Origin of the sequence: Actinoplanes sp. NPDC049598 (genome assembly GCF_040675435.1) — a bacterium.
Lineage (GTDB): Bacteria > Actinomycetota > Actinomycetes > Mycobacteriales > Micromonosporaceae > Actinoplanes.
On the sequence record NZ_JBFAOX010000003.1, the window covers coordinates 25,910 to 45,462 of the forward strand.

A 19,553-nucleotide genomic window follows, 5' to 3' on the forward strand; every position below is an offset into this window, starting at 1 on the left:
GGCCGGGAGAGACCCGTCGAGACTGGTATCGGCGGTCCCTCCCTGACCACCCCGGCGGCGCGCCATGCTGCAGGCATGGACCAGAAGGAGCTCGCCGGCTTCCTCCGCCGGCGCCGGGAGCTGCTCCAGCCCACCGAGGTCGGCCTGCCCGCGGGCGCCCGCCGCCGCACCCCCGGCCTGCGCCGGCACGAGGTCGCCCAGCTCGCCGGCATGTCACCCGACTACTACATCCGGCTCGAACAGGCCCGCGGCCCGCAGCCCTCGCCGCAGATGCTCGCCGCCCTGGCCCGCGCCCTGCGCCTGACCGTCGACGAACGCAACCACCTGTTCCACCTGGCCGGTCACCCCGCACCGCCCTCGTACGGCATCGACGAGCACGTCAGCCCCGGCCTGCTCCGGCTCCTCGACGCCCTGACCGACCTCCCGGCCATGGTCATCTCCGACCTCGGCGTCATCCTCGTGCAGAACCCGCTGGCCGTCGCCCTGCTCGGCGAGCAGACCACGTTCGCCGGCCTGGCCCGCAGCTTCGTTTACCGCTGGTTCACCGACCCCCGCACCCGCGAGCTCTACCCGCCGGAGGACCAGCAACGCCAGGCCGAGATCCAGGTCGCCGACCTGCGCGCCGCCGTCGCCATGCGCCCCCACGACCCGCTCGCGGTCCGGCTCGTCCGCACCCTGCACACCCAAAGCCCCGAATTCGCCGAGCTCTGGGACCGCCACGACGTGGCCGTACGCCGCAGCGACCGCAAACGCATCGTCCACCCCACCGTCGGCCTCATCGACATCGACTGCGAGGTCCTCGCCACCGCCCGCCAGGACCAGCACCTGCTCGTCTTCACCCCCCGCCCCGGCACCGACGCCCCCGGCCAGCTGGCCCTCCTGAAGGTCGTCGGCCGCCAGGACCTGACCGCCCCCACCTGACGTCCCTATGCTGACCCTCGTGGCCCCGCTCATCTTCCTCGGCGCCCTCGTCGCCGTCCTGCTCGCGCTGACCTGGCTCACCCGCCGCGTCCGCCGCAGCGGCGCCGGCACCGGCCTGATGGGCCCGATCGACGAGCTCTACAACCCGGGCGCCCACCGGTCCCGCCAGCAACTGACCATCCAGGACCAGCGCATGGAAGCCCCCGCCTCCGACGGCGACATGCTCAGGACAAAAGCCGAGCCGGATCGCTAGCCGGCGGGAAAGAAGCCAAGGCACTGGGATCGCGGTCCCCCAGATCGTCCGCCTGCCAGCCCATCGCCGACGCGACCACGTAGTCGCACGCGTCGTCTGTCTCCAGGAAGAAGACCCGGTTGTGCGCGGCGGCGCCGGTCTCCCGCAGGACGAATTCACGCTCGCCGGCGGTGGCACACCGCACGACCAGCCCGTCGTAGTCCATCCGCGTCTTCACCGCCTCGACGGGCTTGAACAGAAGATCGATCCGCCGCTCGTCTCCGGACCGCGTGGCCCGCAGCAGCAGCTGGCTGTGGCTCACGCTGTACGCCCAGACCGAGAAGCGCCGCTCCGATCGGAACAGCTTCCCGCCGGGCGGAAACTCGTTGTCGTTCTTCAGCCAGGCGCTCGATCGCATACCTGTCAGCGTGCCAGTTCGCGCTCCTGTTGGGGACGCGGGCTTGCGGCAAGGGTGGCGGACGTGACGAGGGTGACGGTGCGGCGGCGGTGGGGAGTGGTCATGCTTCGATGAAGGGCGCGGGCCAGCCGGGATGCCGGGTGCCGGGGAGACGGCGAGGTTATGCCGAGAGCGGATTCGCCGACAGGGGAATCGCTGGGCGGCCGGGCTGTCCTGGGTAAAGCTTTAAGGCGTCGAACGGCCGGTCGAGTGACGGGCCCCCAGACGGATGCGAGAGGGTGTTGTCATGAGTGTTGACGAGTTGACTATGCGGGGCGGCGGCGCATCCTTCGACGACCAGGTGTTCGAGCGGCTCCTGCGCGAGCGGATCATCTTCCTGGGCAGCGAGGTCAACGACGAGGTGACCAACCGCATCTGCGCCCAGCTGCTCCTGCTGGCCTCGGCCGACAGTGAGCGGGACATCGCGCTCTACATCAACTCGCCGGGCGGTTCCATCAGCGCCGGCATGGCGGTGTACGACACGATGCAGTACATCAAGAACGACGTGGCCACGATCGCGATGGGCATGGCGGCCTCGATGGGCCAGTTCCTGCTCGCGGCCGGCACCCCCGGCAAGCGGTACGCGCTGCCCCACGCCCGGATCATGATGCACCAGCTCTCCGGCGGCATCGGCGGCACCGCGGCCGACATCGCCATCCAGGCCGAGAGCATGCTGCACATCAAGCAGGTCATGAACGAGCGCATCGCCTTCCACTCGGGCCACACCCCGGAGGAGATCGAGCGCGACTCGGACCGTGACCGCTGGTTCACCGCCGAGCAGGCCCGGGAGTACGGCCTGATCGACCACGTGATCACCAAGGCCAACCAGGTCAACGCGAGCGGCGCTCCGATCAGCTGACCTGCTGAAACACGGGCACGCGGCGTCTCGCCGCGTGCCCGTTGTGTGTTTTCTGAGGGTTCGGGGTAGAGGACTGTCATCCCCCAAACCGTCAAGGAGGTGCTGACGTGAGGATCCCGACGTTCTCCCGCCAGACCGAAACCGATACCACGGAGAACCCCACCCCGGCGGCCACGACCGACACCTCCCCGGTGCGGGCGCGGCGTGACCCGGACGCCACGGCCGATCTTCCGGCCGCGCCGGCGTCCGCGACCAAGCCGGAGCGCAAGCTCGCCCCGCCGCCGCCCCCGCCTTCGGTCGGCCGCCCGACCGGCAGCGCCGTCGTCGACAAGACGCCCCCACGTCGCGTCGAGCGTGACGAGCAGCCGCGCCGCGTCGATCGTGATGAGCCGCCCACCCTCGAGCAGAAGACGGTGGCCCAGCCCGTCGTCGAGGCCGAGAAAGCCCCGGCCGGCCCCAAGCCGCGGGCGAGCCTGCTGGCCACCCTCGGCCTCATCCTCGGTGTCGCGTCGGTGCTGCTGGTCCTCTCGGGCCCGCTGCTCGGCTACGGCATCGGCGTCGCCGCGGTGGCCCTGATCCTGTCGCTGAGCGGCATCCACGCCACCGGCAAGCGCCACGTGGCGGGCAAGACCGACGCCCTGCTCGGCATGATCCTTTCCCTGGCCGCCATCGTGCTCGGCGTGCTGGCCCTCACCGGCTCGCTCAACTGGCTCGGCACCGACGTGCAGCCCGTGAACAATCTTCGCGAGTGGCTTGATGCACAGTTTGTCGACCGGTTCTGACGGGTAGTAACAGTTCAGCGGACGACGACGGAGTCGGGCGCACCTCTCGGAACCGGGATCGGTCACCACCGATCCCGCCCCGAAAAACCCGGCGGTTCGCCGGCACTCAATTCACCCTCCGGGGGCGGCCTGGTTCAGGCCGCCCCCGAGGTGTTTTCCGCCCCGCGCAATGAATCACCGCCGAACGGCCGGATGACGCAATGATCGAAAGCCACTCGCATGGTTGAGCAGGGGCTTCGTACGGCTTGGCGGCTCTAGCGTTTCTGCCATGACCACCACGGCCTCGCCGCGTCGCTACCTCATGTGCCGGCCCACCCACTTCGCCGTCACGTACCGGATCAATCCGTGGATGGATCCCACGGCGCCCTACGACAACGCTCTCGCCGTCCGCCAGTGGGAGACCCTCCGGCAGACGTACCTCGACCTGGGTCACACCGTCGAGCTGATCGACCCGCTGCCCGGCCTGCCCGACATGGTGTTCTCGGCCAACGGCGCCACCGTGGTCGACGGCCGGGTGCTGGCCGTGCAGTTCCGCGACGCCGAGCGGGCCGACGAGGCGCCGGCCTACGCGGCCTGGTTCCGCGAGCGCGGCTTCACCGTCGTCGAGCCCAAGTTCACCAACGAGGGCGAGGGCGACATCCTGCTCGCCGGGGACGTGCTGCTGGCCGGCACCGGTTTCCGCACGTCGCACGCCTCGCACGCCGAGACGCAGGAGGCGCTGCACCGCCCGGTGATCACGCTCCAGCTCGTCGACCCGGCGTACTACCACCTCGACACCGCGCTCTGCGTGCTCGACGAGACCAACGTCGCGTACCTGCCGTCGGCCTTCTCGCCCGGCTCGCAGGCCGTGCTGCGGCAGCTCTACCCGAACGCGGTGATCGCCAACGCGGAGGACGCCGCCGTTCTCGGCCTCAACGCGGTCAGCGACGGCCGTACGGTGGTCCTGCCGGAACAAGCCACCCACCTCGCCGCCGAGTTGCGCGCCGCGGGCTACCGGACCGTCGGGGTCGACGTCTCCGAGCTCCGCAAGGCCGGCGGCGGCCCGAAGTGCTGCACCCTGGAGGTCAGGTCATGACCGCCCGCACCGCAGTGAGCAGCCGAAGCAAAGGAAGGCACCGTTCGTGACGACCGTTGACCAGCGCACGCCCGGCGAGCTCGCCGAGGCCGAGCGCTACACCGCGCACAACTACCACCCGCTGCCCGTGGTGGTCGCCGAGGCCGAGGGCGCCTGGGTGACCGACGTCGACGGCCGTCGCTATCTGGACTTCCTGGCCGGCTACTCGGCGCTGAACTTCGGCCACCGGCACCCGGAGCTGATCGCCGCCGCGCACGCGCAGCTCGACCGGGTCACGCTGACCAGCCGGGCGTTCGTGCACGACCAGTTCGCCGTCTTCTGCCGGTCGCTGGCCGAGCTGTGCGGCAAGGAGCTCGTGCTGCCGATGAACACCGGCGCCGAGGCCGTGGAGACCGCGATCAAGGTGGCCCGCAAGTGGGGTTACCGGGTCAAGGGCGTCGAGGACGAGCGGGCGGAGATCATCGTCGCCGCGGACAACTTCCATGGCCGTACGACCACGATTGTCAGCTTCTCCACCGACCCGGACGCGCGGGCCGACTTCGGGCCCTACACCCCGGGCTTCGTCGTGGTGCCGTACGGGGATCTGGCGGCGCTCGCCGCCGCCGTCACCCCGAACACGGTGGGCGTGCTCCTGGAGCCGATCCAGGGTGAAGCCGGCGTGCTGGTGCCGCCGACCGGCTACTTCGCCGGTGTGCGTGAGCTCTGCACGGCCACCAACGTGCTGATGATCGCCGACGAGATCCAGTCGGGTCTCGGGCGTACCGGCCGCACCTTCGCCATCGAGCACGAGGGCGTCGTCCCGGACATGTACGTGCTGGGCAAGGCCCTCGGCGGTGGCATCGTGCCCGTCTCGGCCGTGGCCGCCGACCGGGACGTGCTCGGCGTGCTCAAGCCGGGCGAGCACGGCTCGACCTTCGGCGGCAACCCGCTGGCCTGCGCGGTCGGGGCCGAGGTGGTACGCCTGCTGGCGACCGGCGAATTCCAGCGGCGCTCGGCCGAGCTGGGCGCGCGGCTGCACGCGCGGCTGGGTGAGCTGGTCGGCCGGGGCCTGATCGCCGTGCGCGGCCGGGGCCTGTGGGCCGGGGTCGACATCGACCCGGCCCTGATGACCGGCCGCCGGGCCTGCGAGCTGCTGGCCGAGCGGGGCGTGCTGGCCAAGGACACGCACGGCTCGACGATCCGGCTGGCGCCGCCGCTGGTCGTCACCGCGGACGAGATCGACCACGCGGTGGACCAGCTGGCGGCGATCCTTACCGAGGCGAGCTAGCGCTCGAACTTGCGCAGGGCCATCGTCGGCGCCTCGGCCATCACCGACTGGGGCTGGGCGACGCCGCCGGTGGCCCACATGCTGGCCCGGCCCACGTTGACGTTGGCGTAGAGCTCGACCACGTCCTCCGGGCCCAGCGTGCGGGTCTCGCCGCGGCGCAGGGTGAGCCGGGCGTCGTCGTCGGCCGAGCCGGCCGGGCGCACGCCGCTGCCGTTGGTGCTCACGTCCTGCACGGTCAGCGTGCCGTCGGGGCGCAGCGTGAACTTGACGTGGCCACGGCTGATCCACTTGCGGGCGTCGTCGGTGAGCCACTGGCCGAGCATGATCCCGGTGCCCTCGGGGGCGCGGCCGACGACCACGGGCTCGTCGGTCGAGACCACGAACCGGCGGCGGATGACGCCGTCGATGCGTACCGAAAGAACCTCGACCGCCGCCCGCTGGCCCGCGTCCTTCAGCCGCTCGCCGTGCCGGGGACAGGTCGGCACCCCGCCCCGCAGCGCCGGTGGCGGCTGGGAGACCGGGCTGGTGAAGGTGCGCATGTCGGCGAAGAAGCTGTCCGCGTCGCCGCCGCTGCCGTAGCTCGCGCAGTTGGGCTCGGGGCAGCTCCAGACGCGGGCCAGCAGACGCTCGCCCATCGCCGAGCGCTCGGGCGGCCGCGGCGGGTCGTTGCGGCCCACGCGGGGCACCAGCACGGTGGTGCCGCCCTCGCCGGCCACCGCGGCCAGCAGGCGGCCCGGCTCGTCGACCCAGGGGTAGCGCTCGCGCTCCCGGTCGGCCCGGCTGCGGGTCAGCACCGGCACGCCGAGCAGGTCGGCCGCCTCGAAGACGCGGCCGTCGAGCTGGGGGACGACCTCGACCTTGCCGTCGTCCGCCCAACGGCGGATGACCATTCGCTCGTTCGAGGTCAGATCGGTGTCGGATAGCAGACCGCGGGGCACCACCACGTAGACCGGGACGTTCTCCTCGGCGAAGCGCACGCCGAGCGCGTCGAGGACCAGGCCCAGCCGCACCGAGCTGGCCGGACGGCCGCCATCCAGGTCCGCATATCGGATGATCTCCGACATGTCGACCACGGCGCGGGCCAGCGCGGGGTCGGTGGTGAGCCGGGCCTCGATGGCGTCGAGGACCTTGCTGATCTCGAATCTCACGGGTCCTCCCCAGGGGTACACGGTTTCTGCCACGGCAATCATGCCGCGTGCGCTTCGGAGGCGGGCGTCACACCCCCTGAGCTACCGTGTGGGCCGTCCACCCGGACATCGACAAAAGATGATATTGACACATTGACGGGGGAGCTCGATGAAGAGTCTTCGACGCCCGGCCATCGCCGGTCTCGCCCTGGCCGCGGCCTTGGTTGCAGGCGGTTGCGGCAGCTCCGACAAGCCGGACCCGGCCGCGCCGGAAACCACCGCGCCCACTACCGCGCCCACTACGGCTCCCGCTTCGGCGTCGGAGGAGCTGACGGCGGCGTACGCGAAATTCAGCGACACCCCGGTCAAGTTCAAGCTGACCGCCTCGGGTGGCGTGGGTGGCACCGGCGCGATCGACGCCAAGGCCAAGGCGTCCGAGATGAGCACCGACCTCGGCCCGGCCGGCTCCATGATCACCCGCCAGATCGGCAAGGACCTCTACGTCAAGACCAAGGGCCAGGTCGGTACGGCAACCGGCGCGACCGAGGGCAAGTGGATGCACATCGACGTGTCGCAGGTGCCGGAGAGCAGCCCCATCAGCATCAAGAACACCGACCCGGCCAACACGGCCAAGCTGATCACCACGGCGACCGAGGTGACGAGGACCGGCGACCACGCGTTCAAGGGCACGCTCGACATGACCAAGGCGGCCACGGCCAACGCGGCCATGCTGAAGTCCCTGGGCGATAAGGCGGCGGCCGTGCCCTTCACCGCCCAGACCGACGCCGAGGGCCGGTTGACCGAGCTCTCGGTCGACCTGGAGTCGCTCATGAAGGGGGCCGGGAAGATGGTCGCCACCTACTCCGGCTGGGGCGTCCCGGTCGACATCGTCCAGCCCGCCGCGGGCGAGGTCACCGAAATGCCGCAGAAGTTCCGCAAAGCCATGGGTGCGTAGAAAGGGTTTGGCCCGCCACGGCCTTCGGGCATTGATGTCGGTGTTGCCGGCGTCACTCGGAGGCCGGGACGGGCAGGAGGGACGGACATGCGGACACCACGGCTCGCCGGGCTGGGGCTCGCGACGACGGCCACGGCGGCGCTCGCGCTCGCCGGTTGCGCGAACGGCGACGCGACACCCGCCGCGAGCGCACCGGCGCCCACCGCCAGTGCAACCGCGTCGGCGAGCGTGGGCGCGGCCGACCCCGCCGCCGTCGACGCGCTGACCAAGGCGACGTCGCAGCTCGGCACGACCAGCTTCAAGATCACCGCAACCTCGGGCAGCGGCTTCAAGCTGACCGGCGCCATCGACCCGGGCAAGGGCGTCGGCACGGCCGACCTCAAGGCCACCGGCACCAACGCCGACGTCAGCCTCAAGACCCTGCTGATCGAGAAGGACCTGTACCTGCAGGTTCCCGGCTTCACCAAGGCCGGCACGTGGACCCACGTCGACGTGGCCCGGCTGCCCGAGGGGGCCAACGTCGGCCTGCGGCCCGGCGAGATCGACCCGGTGAACACGTCGAACCTGCTCGGCTCGGCCACCGACGTGCACGCGACCGGCTCCAACAGCTACGCCGGCACGCTCGACCTGACCAAGGCGGCCGGCCTGGCCGGCGTCTCCCAGGTGACCGTGGACAGCACGCAGGCCCAGAACGTGCCGTTCACCGCGGGCCTGGACGCCCAGGGCCGCCTGTCGGTGCTGACCATCCAGATCCCGAACGCGCAGCCGCTCGAGGTGCTCTACACCGATTACGGCGTTCCGGTGACGGCGGCCCGGCCCGCGGCCTCGGAGATCACCGAGGCGCCGGACAGCCTGTACAAGTCACTCGGGAGCTGACGACGCCGGGGCCCGCCTCGCGCTCCAGTCCGTGCTCAACGGGCGGAACGCGGGGCGGTTCTCGTCGATCCAGGCGTCGATCTTCTCCCACCAGTCGTACAGCCAGGCCACCCGCTCTTCCTCGCCCGTCGGGACCTCCTCGGGCGGGACGCTCCAGAAACGCATCACGAGCCGCTTGTCCATGGGCAGTTCGCGCCACACGTCGGAGATCGTCACCATCCGGTCCAGGCCGGTGTGGGCCACGAAGATGACCCCGGCGTCCGGCGCGGCGTCGATCGCCGCGAACAGACCGCCCGGCTTGGGCGGCAGCACGTGCCGCAGATGCTCGGCCCGGTCGGCCACCTCGGCCAGGCCACGGGCCCGGAGCCGGGCGATCGCGCTGGTGCGCCGGCGCGGGGTGAAGTTGCCGCCCTCCGGGAAGATCACGAAGGCGTCGTTCTCGTCGAGACCGGTGGCCAGGTCGCTGATCTGCGACTCCAGCGTGTCCGTGCCGGTGCGGCCGGGCGAGATGAAGCGGTTGGGCAGGCGGTTGAGCAGCACGTCGACCGCCGGGTCCCACTGCAGGGTGGCCTTGAGCACGATCCGGGGCTCACGGTCGAACCAGTTGACCAGCGCGTGGATCAGGATGAAGGAGTCGCCCGGTCCGGCGTGCCGGCTCACCACGACCTCGGGGCGGCCGGGGACGGCCGTGTCGGGGTCGGTGCCGACGACGTCGACAGTGAGATGCAGCGCCCAGCGCGCGATCCAGAACAGCACCCGCAGGAAGGTCCCGGTCACCTGGTAGTGGCGGAGCTGAAATTCGGGCGTACGGATGTTGCGGCCGAACCCGGACCACACCCAGAGCACGGCCAGCACGATCAGCGCCGCCGCGTCCCAGCACAGATAGAGGATGCCGAGCAGCACCAGGCGGGGCACCCGCAGATGACCCGGAACCAGCGGCGACGCCACCAGGCCGAGGAAGAGCCAGAGCGGCAGGGTGGTGACCAGCGCGAGGGCCAGCAGGATGACGGCGGGGGCGAAGACCAGACGGCGGATCCAGACGGGTGGCATCAGGCCTCGTCAGGGGTGGCGGGCGGGGCGGTGGGATGGGGATGGGGATGGACGTTTGCGGCCAGGTAACGCCGGGAGGCGGTGTAGGCGCGGCTGATCCGGCGGCCGACCGCGGCCATGTCCCGGTACGCCCACGGGCTGTCGTCCCGGCCCTCGCCGCCGCCGCTGGGTAAGACGTGCACCCGTACATCGTCCGGCAGGAAGGCAAGGTCCCGGGCGAACCGATGCCGCCGGGCGATCTCAAAAGCCACCTGGGCCACCTCCCACGGCCGGCGGGGCACGGTGAGCGGGCGCTCGACCCGGCCGACCTGCAGTACGAAGATCAGTTTGGCCCCGACCCGGACCGCCTCGCTGATCGGGATCGAATTGACGATCCCACCGTCCACATAGTGCTCCCCCGCGATCTCCATCGGGGGCAGCAGGCCCGGTACGGCCGAGGAGGCGAGCACCGCGTCGACCAGCGGGCCGCTGTCGAACCAGTGCTCGGCCGCCCGCTCGATGCTGGCCGCGCAGCACCGGAACGGCACCTTGAGGTCGCCGAAGCTCGCGGTGTCACCGAGCTCGCTCTCCAGCAGCCGGCGCAGCGGCAGCGGCGAGTGCAGGTGGGTGCGGGCGGCGAACCGGCGCAGCTGCCGCCCGATCGAGTCGCCGTAGACGGTGGCCGCCTCGGGCGACGTCCAGAGCCGGACCAGCCGGTCGGTCACGGCCTCGCTCGGGTCGGAGGCGACCAGGGCGCCGTTGACCGCGCCGATCGACGTGCCGATCACCGTGTCGGGCCGGAACCCGGCCCGGAACAGCGCGCGCAGCATGCCCACCTCGACCGCGCCGAGCACGCCACCGCCACCGAGCACGAACGCCACCGGACCGTCGACCATGCGTTCATGGTGGCACGCGGCCCGCCGGGCTCTGCCGCAAGCCCGAGTTGCGGCGCAACCCGGAGCCGACGGCACCGGGTTGCGCCTCTAGATTGCGTACCTCATTGGTTTTTGAAGTAGGCGCCGTTCTGGTTCTGGAATTCGTAGCCCGCGAACTTGTCCCAGTTGATGGACCACGTCATCAGGCCGCGGAGATTCGGATTGGTGCTGCTGCGCGGGGTGTACGAGCCACAGTTCGTGCCCTTGACGAGACAGCCGACGGCCTGCTGGACGGCGGCCGGGGCGACATATCCGTTGCCGGCGTTGACGGACGCCGGGGCGCCGAAACCGACCTGGTCCTCACGCAGCGCCGGGAAGACGTTGGCGGTGTTCCCGGCCACCGGGAATCCGGCCAGCAGCATGTCGGTCATGGCGATGTGGAAATCGGCGCCGCCCATCGAGTGGTACTGGTTGTCCAGGCCCATGATGGAGCCCGAGTTGTAGTCCTGGACGTGCAGGATCGTCAAATCATTGCGCAGCGCGTAAATGACCGGGAGGTACGAGCCGGCGCGCGGGTCCTGCCCGCCCCACGGGCCCGATCCGTAGTACTGGTAGCCGAGCTGCACGAAGAAGGTCTCGGGGGCCATGGTGAGCACGAAGTTCGCCCCGTACCGGGCCTTCAGGCTCTTCAGGGCCGAGATCAGGTTGACGATGACCGGGGTCGTCGGGTTCTTGAAATCGGTGTCGCCGGTGTTCAGCGAGAGCGAATGCCCCTCGAAATCGACATCGACGCCGTCCAGTCCGTATTTGTCGATGATCGCGCTGACCGAGCTGACGAACTTGTCCCGGGCCGCGGTCGTGGTGAGCTGCACCTGGCCGTTGGCGCCGCCGATGGACAGGAGCACCTTCTTGCCGGCCGCCCGCTTGTTCCGGATGGCGGTGATGAAATCGGCCTCGGACTCGACCCCCGGGCATTCGGTGGCCGGGCAGAGCGTGAACCGGATGTCGCCGGAGGTGGCGCTGGTCGGCTCGCCGAAAGCGAGATTGATGATGTCCCAGTTGCCGGGGACGTCGGCCATCCGCAGATAACCGGAGCCGTTCGCGAAACTCGCGTGCAGGTAGCCGATGAGGGCGCGCTTGGGGATTCCCGTGACCGGCGGCTGAGTGGTCGGGGGTGGCGTGGTCGGCGGCGGGGTGGTCGGCGGTGTCGTTGTGGGTGGCGGTGTCGTTGTGGGTGGCGCCGTAGTGGGCGGGGCGGTTGTCGGCGGTGTCGTGCCACCACACACCCCGTTGTCGACCCAGACGTCCCATTGGCTGCTGTGCGTGGCGGGCGCCTCGTTCTGCGTCCACCACTTGGCGGTGTAGTTGTGGCCGTTCTGCGAGGCGGAATTGTCCTTCACATAGACGGCGGTGGCGCTCCAGGCCGGCGCACACGCGGCCGCGGCACTGGCTGTCCCGGCCGACGAGGCCAGGTAGACAGTGCCACCCGTGGCCGCCAACGCGGCCGTCATGGCGAAGATCATCGATCGGCGCATGGCTCAGTATGAATACTGTTAACTTTGTTTGTAAATAGTTTGTCAGCGCCCGCGCCACGTGGCCACGCACGCCTCGTTCCCCTCGGCGTCGGCCAGGACCCACCACTTCGGCGCATCCGCCGCCGAGACGAGACGACCACCGGCCGCCAGCGCCGCGGCCACCCGCGCCTCGGCCTGATCGTGCGGCACCGCCACATCCAGATGAACCCGGTTACGCTGCGGCCGAGCCACCTCCATGACCTGGAACCCGACCCCCGGCCCACGCCCGCGCGGATCACCCAGGTAGTCGTCGCCGACAGCTTGATAACCGAGCACCGCCCGCCAGAACGGCAGCACCTCGGCCCCCACCAGCGCGTCGATCGTGACATTGACCAGCTGCACCACCGACGGATCAGCCGTAAGACCCAGCCCCCGGGCCGCCTCCGAAATCCGCCGCGCCAACCCCACATCCCGCGCCGTCAACGTGACCGTCACACCATCCCCGCGCAGATCAACCCGCGGCGCCCGGCCGGCCTCGACAATCCGCCCGATCTCCTCGACCAGCGCCACACCCTCCCCGAACGACGCGGTCCGAAAATGCGCCGCCACCACGTGGTAGAGCACCCGCCAGTCCTCAACACCCTCCGAGCCATGGAACTCCGCGGCCGTGATCTGCTCCGTCATACCGCGCGAGCCTGCCAGAAGAATCCATCAGCGTCTCTGCCCGTCGACTTCGGCCGGAAGGTGACACACTGCTTCTCTTGCGCTCGCGCCTGCAATGGAAGAACCTTGGGCTACCTCGAGCGTCTTTGCGATGCTCGAACAATTGATGACCTACAGCCCGGGGCTTGAAGCCCTCTTGAGGACTGAGCGGCTCGGCCGCCGATTCCCGCAGCGGCTCGACCACTGCGCAGGTTGCGCCATTAGGCAGCAGGCTCCCGGGAGCGGGCTTGTCCAACCTGATCTGCCCCACATGAGAATTTGCCCAGTAGTTGTCACATGCCTATTGATGCGCGGCCCGGCGCGAGTCGGTCAGGGGTGTGGGGTCATGTTCGGGCGTGTCATCGCCATCGCGGTCATCCTGTTTCGGTGGATGACGACTCGACGGTGTCCGTTTCGGACATCAGTCGAGTCGTCGTCTCCGGAATCGCTCGCCACCCGTAAGAAGCAGCGCGAACGCTGGCGTCAGCGCGTCCTCTTCTGGGTTCCGATCATCGGCTTGGTCGTCACCTCGGTGTCCGCCCTGGCCGATGTAGGCCTCATCGGCCGCTGACCGTAATCAACAACAGACCCGGACCACGCGGTCCGGGTCTGTCACGACGATCAGCAGTTCGTGGCTACGCCCTTGCCGAACTTGCAGGTGTTGATGGTTTTGCCGGCGGGGTTGCGCAGAGTCGCGGTGTCGCCGGTGTTGTTCCAGATGTAGTTGCCGGAGCCCCAGTAGCGGTCGTTCTTGGCCGGCTTGCCCGCCGTGCCCTTACCGGTGTGGACGGTCACCGAATTACCCGGGAGCAGCGCGTAGGCGCCGAACTTGTAGACGTGGTTCGAGGCGTCGCGGACGGTGAAGTTCTGCAGCTGGATCGTCTTCTTGGTGCTGTTGGTCAGCCGGAACCATTCCGCGTTCAGGCTGGCGTTGCTGCGGGTGTCGCTGCCCGGCGAGTCGTAGTAGATCCGGCTGAAGTAGACCGGCGCCTCAGCCGCCTGGGCCGGCGTGGCCACCGCGAACCCCAGCATGGACGCCGCGGCCGCCGCCGCGACGAAGAACTTCTTCTTCACCCTGTGTGCCTTCCCTCGAAGAACGGAGCCAGCCGATGCTGCCCTGCCCAACGAGCCCAAGCCACAACGACCATTCGGCCACTCGGCCACAACAACACGCCGCTCAGCCCTCCCCCGCAACCCGGACGTCGCCGACCCCAACCCGGGAAGGCGGCCCACCCGCTCGCAGCGCTGAAATGCAGCCTTGGCCGGTCTCCGCGGTCAGACCGGGTCGTCGCGGCGCGGACCTGCCGGCAGGTCGACGGCGACCAGTTGGTAAAGGAATGGCGGTAGGAGCACCGGCAGGAGCTCGAACTGCCCGTCGGGCACCAACACCCGAAGCCGGCTCACGCCGGTGGCCAGAAACAACAACATCACCGCGGTACTCGCTTGGGCCTTGGGCGGCGGGGCCGGCTCGAGCAGGGCCTGGCGTAACAGCAGCCGGTTGAGCCCGAAGGCGACGCCGTAAAACCACTGCATCAGGCCCGGGCATTCGGCCGGGGGATCGCCGGCCGCCATCGCGTCCAGTTCGGCTTCCACGGTGTCGCACAGCGACGCCGCCCAGCGGTGCATCTCGTCGACGGCCTGCCAAGCCGATCTCAGTTGAGCGAGAGAAGCATCAGTGACAATCCGAGTCAATTCGTCGCGAGCGTCGCCGGCCGGGAGCAGGTTCAGACCGCTGCCGTCGTTGATGTCGGCCAAGGCGGGCCCACCGTCTGGGTACTCGAGCATGGAGGCGACCGGGACTGCCGCGCCGGGAGGGGCCAGGGCCCGGGAGACCGCGGCGAGGTCGGCGTCCACGAACTCACTGGTACCACCCAGCACCGCGGAAACGGCCGTGGTGAGAAAGTCCCGAGTGGTGTACGGCTCGGTCTCGGTGGGGCCTTTGTCGAACGCGGCCAATTCCGGCATCGTGAAAGAGATGCCGGACGCGGCAATGCGAGCATCGATGTCGCGCAGGCGCCGGGGCAGCAGCACGATCTTGCCGCCGTGCTTGCCGGCCAGTTCGTCCGCGACTTCGCCTATCCAGGCGCTGCGATCGCCGTCTCCGTTTGGCCCGAGGAACACGTCTTGCTGCAAGTCGGTGGCGGCGGTAAGCCAAGCCCTGCGCACGGTTGGTTCCGGGATCGGCAAGCCGGCGCCGAATGCTTGCAGAGCCAAATTCTCGGGGCGGCGGCCGGGACGGGCGTGGGCGCTGAGCCACACCACCAGGTCGACTGCCTCGGCCGGGGCGATCGAAACGCTGCCTCGTCCCTGTCCGGCACCGCGCTGGTCGTTGCGAACCAGCAATCCCGCTGTCCGCCACCGTTCAAGCTGGGTGACGGTGGCTTTGGCTCCTCGTTCGCCGGCGGCCTCGAGCAGGGCGGTGTCGGCGGGGCTGGGCTGTGTGCGGACCACGAGCTGCGACCGTACCAACCGGCGGCGAGTTTGGAACCCCGCGAGCTTGTCGGGAACCGGACGGTGGCCCGCTGGTCTGCTGGTGTGGCAGGAGGCGACAGGCCCCTCGACCACGAAGGAGCGAACGATTCATGACCAGCGGAAACAGTTCTTCGACCCCGGATCTGCGGGCATCACGACGGTGGACCACGATCGCGGCGGCCGGCGGAGCCGCGGTGGCCGGGGTACTGGCCGCGCACAGTCCAGCCTGGGCGGTCGGCGTGGGCACCGCGGCGGCCCTGTTCGCCGCGATTCGTGAGCTTCTCCAGCGATGACACTCCACCTGGGCGTGCCCCAGCGTCAGCTGCCCTCGTCGGTCCAGACGGTGCGGTCGAGGAAGCCGTCGCCGTTGTCGTCGTACATCCGCTTTTCGAAGTGGCCGTCGTGGTCGTTGTCGTAGCCGGCGAAGTCGACGCGGTTGTCGAGGTCGAGGTCGACGCCGATGAAGTCGGTGTGGCCGTCATGGTTGAGGTCGACCAGGATGTCGGCGCCGCCGTCGGCGCGGCCGCGGTAGGTGGCGTCGTCGAGGGTGCCGTCGCCGTCCGCGTCGACCTGGTTGTCGTAGCCGTCGGGGGGCGTCAGTTCGCGTACCGCCGCGGCTGTCTCCCGGACGGCCTCGCCGAGATCGTCGCTCAGCGAAAGCGGGGCCGGCCCGAACCCGGTGACCGCGGGCAGCCCGTCCAGGTCCGGATTGTCGCCCAGACCGGTCGTGACCGACAGGTCCTCGCCGCTCTTGGTGGTGACCATGCCCGCCACCGTGCCGAACTCGGACCACACGCCCAGGTCGTCACCGCCGAACTTCGCCATGACTGCACCATAGGGCCATCAGTCGAGTTCCGGCATCGCCACCGCGTGTGGTCGTGGCCGGCAGGAGCCGCACTGCACGGCGTCGTCGACCACCAGCGCCTCGACCCGGCGCCGGTTCTCCGAGCGGCTGACCTGCAGGATGTACGGCCCGAACCGGGCGTGCTCCGCGCAGACGCCGCGGCCGCAGAAGCGGCAGGTGGCGCGGGCGGGCTCGGCACAGAACCAGCAGAGCATCAAGCCTCCTGTGGGGGACGTACGCCCCCACAGGCTCAGTCGGCCGCGCCGGACGACCCGGTGCTCTCGGTCACCTCGGGCGTGGGCGTGGGCGTCGGAGTGGGGGTCGGCGCGACGGTGGGTGTCCGGGTCGTCGTGGGCAGGGTGGCCGTCGGCCGTGTGGTCGGCGGCGTGGTCGTGGGCCGGGTCGGTGGGGGCGCGGTGGTGGTCCGCGGCGGGGTCGTCGTGGGCGCGGTGGTGCCCGTCGACGTCGGCTCGCCGGGGGTCTCGGGCTCGGTGGTCTCGACCGGATCATCCGTCTGTGACGGTGTGACTACAGTAGCGCTCGACGGCGTGGTGGCGCTCGGGACGACGGACGGCGGCGGCTCCTCCGAAAGGGAGGGTTCCGGGGTGCTCTCCTCCGGTGGCGCCACCGGCGCGCCGCCGGCGCAGGCCAGCTGGGCGCCGGTCGGGGCCGCGGCCGCGCCGTCCAGCGCGACCCGGCCGGAGGAGACCGTGACGGCCACCGGTTCGACCGAGAACCAGGCGACACCCTGGTTGGTGACCCGGCCCGCGCTGCGGTCGACGGTGAGGGCGAGCGGCTTGAACGCCCCGCTGGTGCTGCCGGTGCCGGCCAGCAGCTTCCCGCTCTGGAGGGAGAGCATGGCCACCGGCCCACGGTGCCGGCCGCCGTCGACGTGCAGGCCGCCGAGGCCGACCTTGCTGCCGCCGCAGATCCGGGCGGACGCCCCGCCGGGGAAGACGAGCTCGGCCGACGCGCCGGCCGGCACGTCGAGCACCTCGCCCTGGTCGATGTAGCGGGACGCACCGGCCGCGAGGGTGGCCGGCTCGCCGTCGAAGGTGGCCGCCACCGGCCCGGTCCGGACCGTGAGCAGCACCCGGTCGGCGGGCATCTCGGCCCAGGCCGGGCCGGCCTTGAAGTTGAGCCCGGCGAAGAACAGGGCGCCGGTCAGCACGAGCACGCCGGCCCAGCGCAGCCCGCGCTCGAAGCGGTGGTCGGCCGCCGGGTTCTCGGCGTCCTCGGGCGGGCCGGGCGGAACAGCGAGCGGCGGGTACGAGCCGCGGCCGCGGGCGCCGAACAAGCCCTTCACCGCCACCACCGGCATCTCCGAGCCGGGCCGGTGGGTGGCCCCGACCAGGGGCGGCAGGTCGGACGCGTCGGGCAGCACCCAGAGCCGGACCGGGGTCCGGGCCTGGGCCACCATGCCGGGGCTGCCCTCGCCGACCGGGCCGACCAGGGTGCCGCGGCGCAGCTCGACGCCGTCGGGCAGGGCGATCACGCCGGAGTCGACGACCACCGCGTGGGTCGGCCCGGGCAGGATGACCGGCGCCCCGGGGTCGAGGTCGACCGGGTGGGCCGAGGCGATCAGGGCGAGCCGCTGGTCGACGGCGAGGCCGGCCAGGGCCGGGGTGTCGGCGAACAGCGCCTCGGCCTCGCCGCGGTCCTGCGGCGGCGGGCCCGGCAGCGGCCCGACGACGGTGGCCACGGTGGCGGTCGGGATGGACAGCAGGGTGGTGCCGGCGGTGTGCCAGTCGAGCTGGGTGGAGCGGCCGGTCAACGCGTTGACCAGGCCGACGACGGCGCCGGGGCCGACGTGGTGGCGGATGGTGCCGGGCGGGTCGCCGGGCATGCGGGCTTCCAGGGCGCCCTCGACCACGACGAGCACGGCTTGCTGGGAGCCGCCGGAGAGCACCACCTGGCGCCCCTTCGGCGGGTGGATCCAGCGGGCGCGGGCGGCCAGGCCCTGCAGCGCCGGCTCGGGCAGGCCGCCGAGCTCGGAGGCGCGCAGGGCGGCCAGCCGGCGCGGGCTGTCGGCCTCGCGGTCGTTCTCGGCCCGGCGCAGCCGGGAATCGGCCAGCCATCGGGCCGCCCTGCCGGCCAGGGGAAGCACGACCGGCGCGGCGACGCCCAGCATGATCAGCAGGAGCAGGACGGGGCCGAGCGGCCCCGAGTGCCACAGCCCGGTGGCGGCCCCGGAGATCCGGTCGATCCAGAGGCGGTACGCCAGGACGAGCGCGAGCAGGATCCACGCGGCGGCGAGGTACCCGTAGAGGGCGATCAGCCGGCCTTCCCGGTCGAGCGTCTTCCACCCCGGCGCGCGCCCGCGCAGCCGGCTGCCGAGCCAGGCCAGGGCCCGGTCGCGCAGCTGCGGGATCTCGGTCCAGTCGGTCAGCAGTTGCTGGCCGTCGAGCCGCAGCAGCGGGCTGAGCTGGAAGAACAGGCTCAGGTAGCAGAGGAAGGCCAGCTTGAAGGCGAGACCGGCCAGCGGGGGCGCGGCCAGGCCGGCCAGCTGGGCCACCGCGGCCAGCAGCAGCGTGCCGGCCGGGCCGGCCACGGCGACCAGCAGACGGGCGCGGCGCCCGGCCATCCACACGTCGCTGGTCTCGACGAAGAACGAGGGCAGGCCCGGCGCGACGAGCAGGCCGGCGGCCGGCACCTCGCGCCCGGTGGCCTTGACCGCCATGGCCCGGGCGAGCTCGCGGAAACCGGCGACGACCAGGTGAAGCAGCAGGAGCACGATCGCGCCGAGCAGGTACGAGTCGCCGGCCAGGAACAGCGACCGGCTGCCGCGGGCCCAGGTGACGCCGAACAGGATCAGGCCGATCGCGGCCAGCACACCGATGGCGATCCCGGCGCCCCGGCCGAAGAAGAAGCGGCCGCCGGCCCGGTAGAGGGTGAGGAACAGGCCGTCGGCGTCGAAGGCGAGCCGCCGGGGCCCGGTGGCGGCCGGCGACGGCAGCGGCTTGCGCCCGATCTCCTCGAGCGGCCGGAAGGCGTCCATCGGCAGCTCGTCGAGCATGCGGTGGGCGGCCAGGTCGGCCACGACCCGGCGGACCTGGTCGGGGGCGAGCCGCCCGGCGATGCGGGCGAACTCGGCGACGAGCCGGGTGACCGTGTTCTCGCCGTCCATGAGCAGGGCGAGCTGCCACTCCTCGACGGTCAGCCGCAGGTAGCCGGCGCGGGCGCCGTCGTCGGGCGAGCGGAGCAGGATGTACTCGGCGCCGCGGGCGTTGGCGAGCTGCACTGCCTCGATGCCGGCCCGGAGCACCGGGCGGGCCCGGGCCGGGTTGAGGCGGTCGACGACGGCGCCCCAGAGGCCCGGGTCGCCGGACTCGCCCGGAGCGCGACCGGCCACGGCCTCCCAGACATTGGTCCGGCTTTCGACGTAGGACGTCACGGAAGGGCGCGCCTCTCACTGCCTCGGTGTCGCCCATGGGCGATGGCGAATGGCAGATTAGGCCGTCGACGTGGCCGATGGCGAGAGCACCGTGCCCTTTTGTGCCGGTTCCCCCGATTTCGGAGAATGACGCCGTACAAACGTACGGCGGGCGGTGCGACGACCCCCTCGT

Annotated in this window: 21 protein-coding genes; 10 read left to right on the plus strand and 11 right to left on the minus strand. The window is 71.1% G+C overall.

The genetic code is table 11. From position 1 onward, the window contains the following. The first annotated feature begins 75 nt into the window (after window positions 1-75). Both AB0J66_RS08710 and AB0J66_RS08715 read left to right on the plus strand, forming a co-directional pair. Complete coding sequence (locus AB0J66_RS08710; protein ID WP_364657448.1) at window positions 76-921, plus strand: helix-turn-helix transcriptional regulator; 846 nt, start codon at window positions 76-78, stop codon at window positions 919-921. Window positions 922-940: 19 nt separating this feature from the next. Further along, complete coding sequence (locus AB0J66_RS08715) at window positions 941-1,174, plus strand: hypothetical protein (protein WP_364657451.1); 234 nt, start codon at window positions 941-943, stop codon at window positions 1,172-1,174. Here AB0J66_RS08715 and AB0J66_RS08720 read toward each other — a convergent pair. After that, a complete protein-coding gene (locus tag AB0J66_RS08720) occupies window positions 1,146-1,571 on the minus strand; it encodes a hypothetical protein (protein WP_364657454.1) in 426 nt (141 codons plus the stop codon). The genes AB0J66_RS08715 and AB0J66_RS08720 overlap by 29 nt on opposite strands. Before the next feature lie 286 nt (window positions 1,572-1,857). On the opposite strand from AB0J66_RS08720, the gene AB0J66_RS08725 reads away from it, so the two are divergent. The 4 genes from AB0J66_RS08725 to rocD all read left to right on the plus strand — a co-directional run bounded on the left by AB0J66_RS08725 (window position 1,858) and on the right by rocD (window position 5,593). Further along, window positions 1,858-2,469 (plus strand): ATP-dependent Clp protease proteolytic subunit, encoded by a 612-nt coding sequence (locus AB0J66_RS08725; protein ID WP_364657456.1) that lies wholly within the window; start codon window positions 1,858-1,860, stop codon window positions 2,467-2,469. 107 nt (window positions 2,470-2,576) lie between these two features. Further along, complete coding sequence (locus AB0J66_RS08730) at window positions 2,577-3,251, plus strand: thrombospondin (protein ID WP_364657458.1); 675 nt, start codon at window positions 2,577-2,579, stop codon at window positions 3,249-3,251. 268 nt (window positions 3,252-3,519) lie between these two features. Beyond that, window positions 3,520-4,326, plus strand: a complete 807-nt coding sequence (gene ddaH / locus AB0J66_RS08735) for a dimethylargininase (RefSeq protein WP_364657460.1) — start codon at window positions 3,520-3,522, stop codon at window positions 4,324-4,326. Between the two features lie 46 nt (window positions 4,327-4,372). Next, window positions 4,373-5,593, plus strand: coding sequence for an ornithine--oxo-acid transaminase (rocD, locus tag AB0J66_RS08740; protein ID WP_364657463.1), 1,221 nt, complete (start codon window positions 4,373-4,375; stop codon window positions 5,591-5,593). Here rocD and AB0J66_RS08745 read toward each other — a convergent pair. Then, complete coding sequence (locus AB0J66_RS08745; protein ID WP_364657466.1) at window positions 5,590-6,741, minus strand: FHA domain-containing protein; 1,152 nt, start codon at window positions 6,739-6,741, stop codon at window positions 5,590-5,592. The two genes, rocD and AB0J66_RS08745, sit on opposite strands and share 4 nt — an antisense overlap. Before the next feature lie 148 nt (window positions 6,742-6,889). On the opposite strand from AB0J66_RS08745, the gene AB0J66_RS08750 reads away from it, so the two are divergent. Further along, the gene (locus AB0J66_RS08750) at window positions 6,890-7,675 is read left to right on the plus strand and encodes a hypothetical protein (protein ID WP_364657469.1); all 786 of its coding nucleotides are present in this window, start codon (window positions 6,890-6,892) and stop codon (window positions 7,673-7,675) included. A gap of 87 nt (window positions 7,676-7,762) precedes the next feature. Continuing rightward, a complete protein-coding gene (locus AB0J66_RS08755) occupies window positions 7,763-8,551 on the plus strand; it encodes a hypothetical protein (protein ID WP_364657471.1) in 789 nt (262 codons plus the stop codon). Here the strand turns inward: AB0J66_RS08755 and AB0J66_RS08760 are convergent. The 4 genes from AB0J66_RS08760 to AB0J66_RS08775 all read right to left on the minus strand — a co-directional run bounded on the left by AB0J66_RS08760 (window position 8,537) and on the right by AB0J66_RS08775 (window position 12,653). Further along, a complete protein-coding gene (locus AB0J66_RS08760) occupies window positions 8,537-9,601 on the minus strand; it encodes a 1-acyl-sn-glycerol-3-phosphate acyltransferase (protein ID WP_364657474.1) in 1,065 nt (354 codons plus the stop codon). The genes AB0J66_RS08755 and AB0J66_RS08760 overlap by 15 nt on opposite strands. Beyond that, complete coding sequence (locus AB0J66_RS08765; RefSeq protein WP_364657477.1) at window positions 9,601-10,476, minus strand: patatin-like phospholipase family protein; 876 nt, start codon at window positions 10,474-10,476, stop codon at window positions 9,601-9,603. The genes AB0J66_RS08760 and AB0J66_RS08765 overlap by 1 nt, the downstream gene beginning before the upstream one ends. A 101-nt stretch (window positions 10,477-10,577) precedes the next feature. Further along, complete coding sequence (locus AB0J66_RS08770; RefSeq protein ID WP_364657480.1) at window positions 10,578-11,990, minus strand: glycosyl hydrolase family 18 protein; 1,413 nt, start codon at window positions 11,988-11,990, stop codon at window positions 10,578-10,580. 42 nt (window positions 11,991-12,032) lie between these two features. Beyond that, a complete protein-coding gene (locus AB0J66_RS08775) occupies window positions 12,033-12,653 on the minus strand; it encodes a VOC family protein (RefSeq protein ID WP_364657482.1) in 621 nt (206 codons plus the stop codon). 364 nt (window positions 12,654-13,017) lie between these two features. Here AB0J66_RS08775 and AB0J66_RS08780 point away from each other — a divergent pair, with 364 nt between their 5' ends. Further along, window positions 13,018-13,242, plus strand: a complete 225-nt coding sequence (locus AB0J66_RS08780; protein WP_364657484.1) for a hypothetical protein — start codon at window positions 13,018-13,020, stop codon at window positions 13,240-13,242. A gap of 50 nt (window positions 13,243-13,292) precedes the next feature. Here the strand turns inward: AB0J66_RS08780 and AB0J66_RS08785 are convergent, their stop codons facing one another. Together AB0J66_RS08785 and AB0J66_RS08790 are read right to left on the minus strand one after the other, a co-directional pair. After that, entirely contained in the window at window positions 13,293-13,745 is a 453-nt protein-coding gene (locus AB0J66_RS08785) for a lamin tail domain-containing protein (protein ID WP_364657487.1), read from the minus strand. A 201-nt stretch (window positions 13,746-13,946) separates the two neighbouring features. Then, window positions 13,947-15,122 (minus strand): hypothetical protein, encoded by a 1,176-nt coding sequence (locus tag AB0J66_RS08790; RefSeq protein WP_364657489.1) that lies wholly within the window; start codon window positions 15,120-15,122, stop codon window positions 13,947-13,949. A 131-nt stretch (window positions 15,123-15,253) separates the two neighbouring features. On the opposite strand from AB0J66_RS08790, the gene AB0J66_RS08795 reads away from it, so the two are divergent. Continuing rightward, window positions 15,254-15,436 carry a hypothetical protein gene (locus AB0J66_RS08795; protein ID WP_364657491.1) on the plus strand — a complete coding sequence of 61 codons (183 nt, stop codon included), beginning with the start codon at window positions 15,254-15,256 and terminating at the stop codon, window positions 15,434-15,436. Window positions 15,437-15,461: 25 nt separating this feature from the next. Here the strand turns inward: AB0J66_RS08795 and AB0J66_RS08800 are convergent, their stop codons facing one another. The 3 genes from AB0J66_RS08800 to AB0J66_RS08810 are packed head-to-tail and all read right to left on the minus strand — an operon-like array spanning window position 15,462 to window position 19,381. Beyond that, window positions 15,462-15,968: a hypothetical protein gene (locus tag AB0J66_RS08800; RefSeq protein ID WP_364657494.1), complete on the minus strand. Its 507-nt coding sequence runs from the start codon at window positions 15,966-15,968 to the stop codon at window positions 15,462-15,464. Between the two features lie 18 nt (window positions 15,969-15,986). Further along, complete coding sequence (locus AB0J66_RS08805) at window positions 15,987-16,202, minus strand: hypothetical protein (RefSeq protein WP_364657497.1); 216 nt, start codon at window positions 16,200-16,202, stop codon at window positions 15,987-15,989. Between the two features lie 35 nt (window positions 16,203-16,237). Then, window positions 16,238-19,381 carry a cyclic nucleotide-binding protein gene (locus AB0J66_RS08810; protein WP_364657500.1) on the minus strand — a complete coding sequence of 1,048 codons (3,144 nt, stop codon included), beginning with the start codon at window positions 19,379-19,381 and terminating at the stop codon, window positions 16,238-16,240. Between the last annotated feature and the right edge of the window lie 172 nt (window positions 19,382-19,553).

What these genes read in the sequence shown, in the direction of transcription:
- AB0J66_RS08710 (WP_364657448.1), top strand. Translation starts at nt 76, where the DNA reads ATGGACCAGAAGGAGCTCGCCGGCTTCCTCCGCCGGCGCCGGGAGCTG.
- AB0J66_RS08720 (WP_364657454.1), bottom strand. Translation starts at nt 1,571, where the DNA reads ATGCGATCGAGCGCCTGGCTGAAGAACGACAACGAGTTTCCGCCCGGC.
- AB0J66_RS08725 (WP_364657456.1), top strand. Translation starts at nt 1,858, where the DNA reads ATGAGTGTTGACGAGTTGACTATGCGGGGCGGCGGCGCATCCTTCGAC.
- ddaH (WP_364657460.1), top strand. Translation starts at nt 3,520, where the DNA reads ATGACCACCACGGCCTCGCCGCGTCGCTACCTCATGTGCCGGCCCACC.
- AB0J66_RS08750 (WP_364657469.1), top strand. Translation starts at nt 6,890, where the DNA reads ATGAAGAGTCTTCGACGCCCGGCCATCGCCGGTCTCGCCCTGGCCGCG.
- AB0J66_RS08755 (WP_364657471.1), top strand. Translation starts at nt 7,763, where the DNA reads ATGCGGACACCACGGCTCGCCGGGCTGGGGCTCGCGACGACGGCCACG.
- AB0J66_RS08760 (WP_364657474.1), bottom strand. Translation starts at nt 9,601, where the DNA reads ATGCCACCCGTCTGGATCCGCCGTCTGGTCTTCGCCCCCGCCGTCATC.
- AB0J66_RS08765 (WP_364657477.1), bottom strand. Translation starts at nt 10,476, where the DNA reads ATGGTCGACGGTCCGGTGGCGTTCGTGCTCGGTGGCGGTGGCGTGCTC.
- AB0J66_RS08770 (WP_364657480.1), bottom strand. Translation starts at nt 11,990, where the DNA reads ATGCGCCGATCGATGATCTTCGCCATGACGGCCGCGTTGGCGGCCACG.
- AB0J66_RS08775 (WP_364657482.1), bottom strand. Translation starts at nt 12,653, where the DNA reads ATGACGGAGCAGATCACGGCCGCGGAGTTCCATGGCTCGGAGGGTGTT.
- AB0J66_RS08780 (WP_364657484.1), top strand. Translation starts at nt 13,018, where the DNA reads ATGTTCGGGCGTGTCATCGCCATCGCGGTCATCCTGTTTCGGTGGATG.
- AB0J66_RS08795 (WP_364657491.1), top strand. Translation starts at nt 15,254, where the DNA reads ATGACCAGCGGAAACAGTTCTTCGACCCCGGATCTGCGGGCATCACGA.
- AB0J66_RS08800 (WP_364657494.1), bottom strand. Translation starts at nt 15,968, where the DNA reads ATGGCGAAGTTCGGCGGTGACGACCTGGGCGTGTGGTCCGAGTTCGGC.
- AB0J66_RS08805 (WP_364657497.1), bottom strand. Translation starts at nt 16,202, where the DNA reads ATGCTCTGCTGGTTCTGTGCCGAGCCCGCCCGCGCCACCTGCCGCTTC.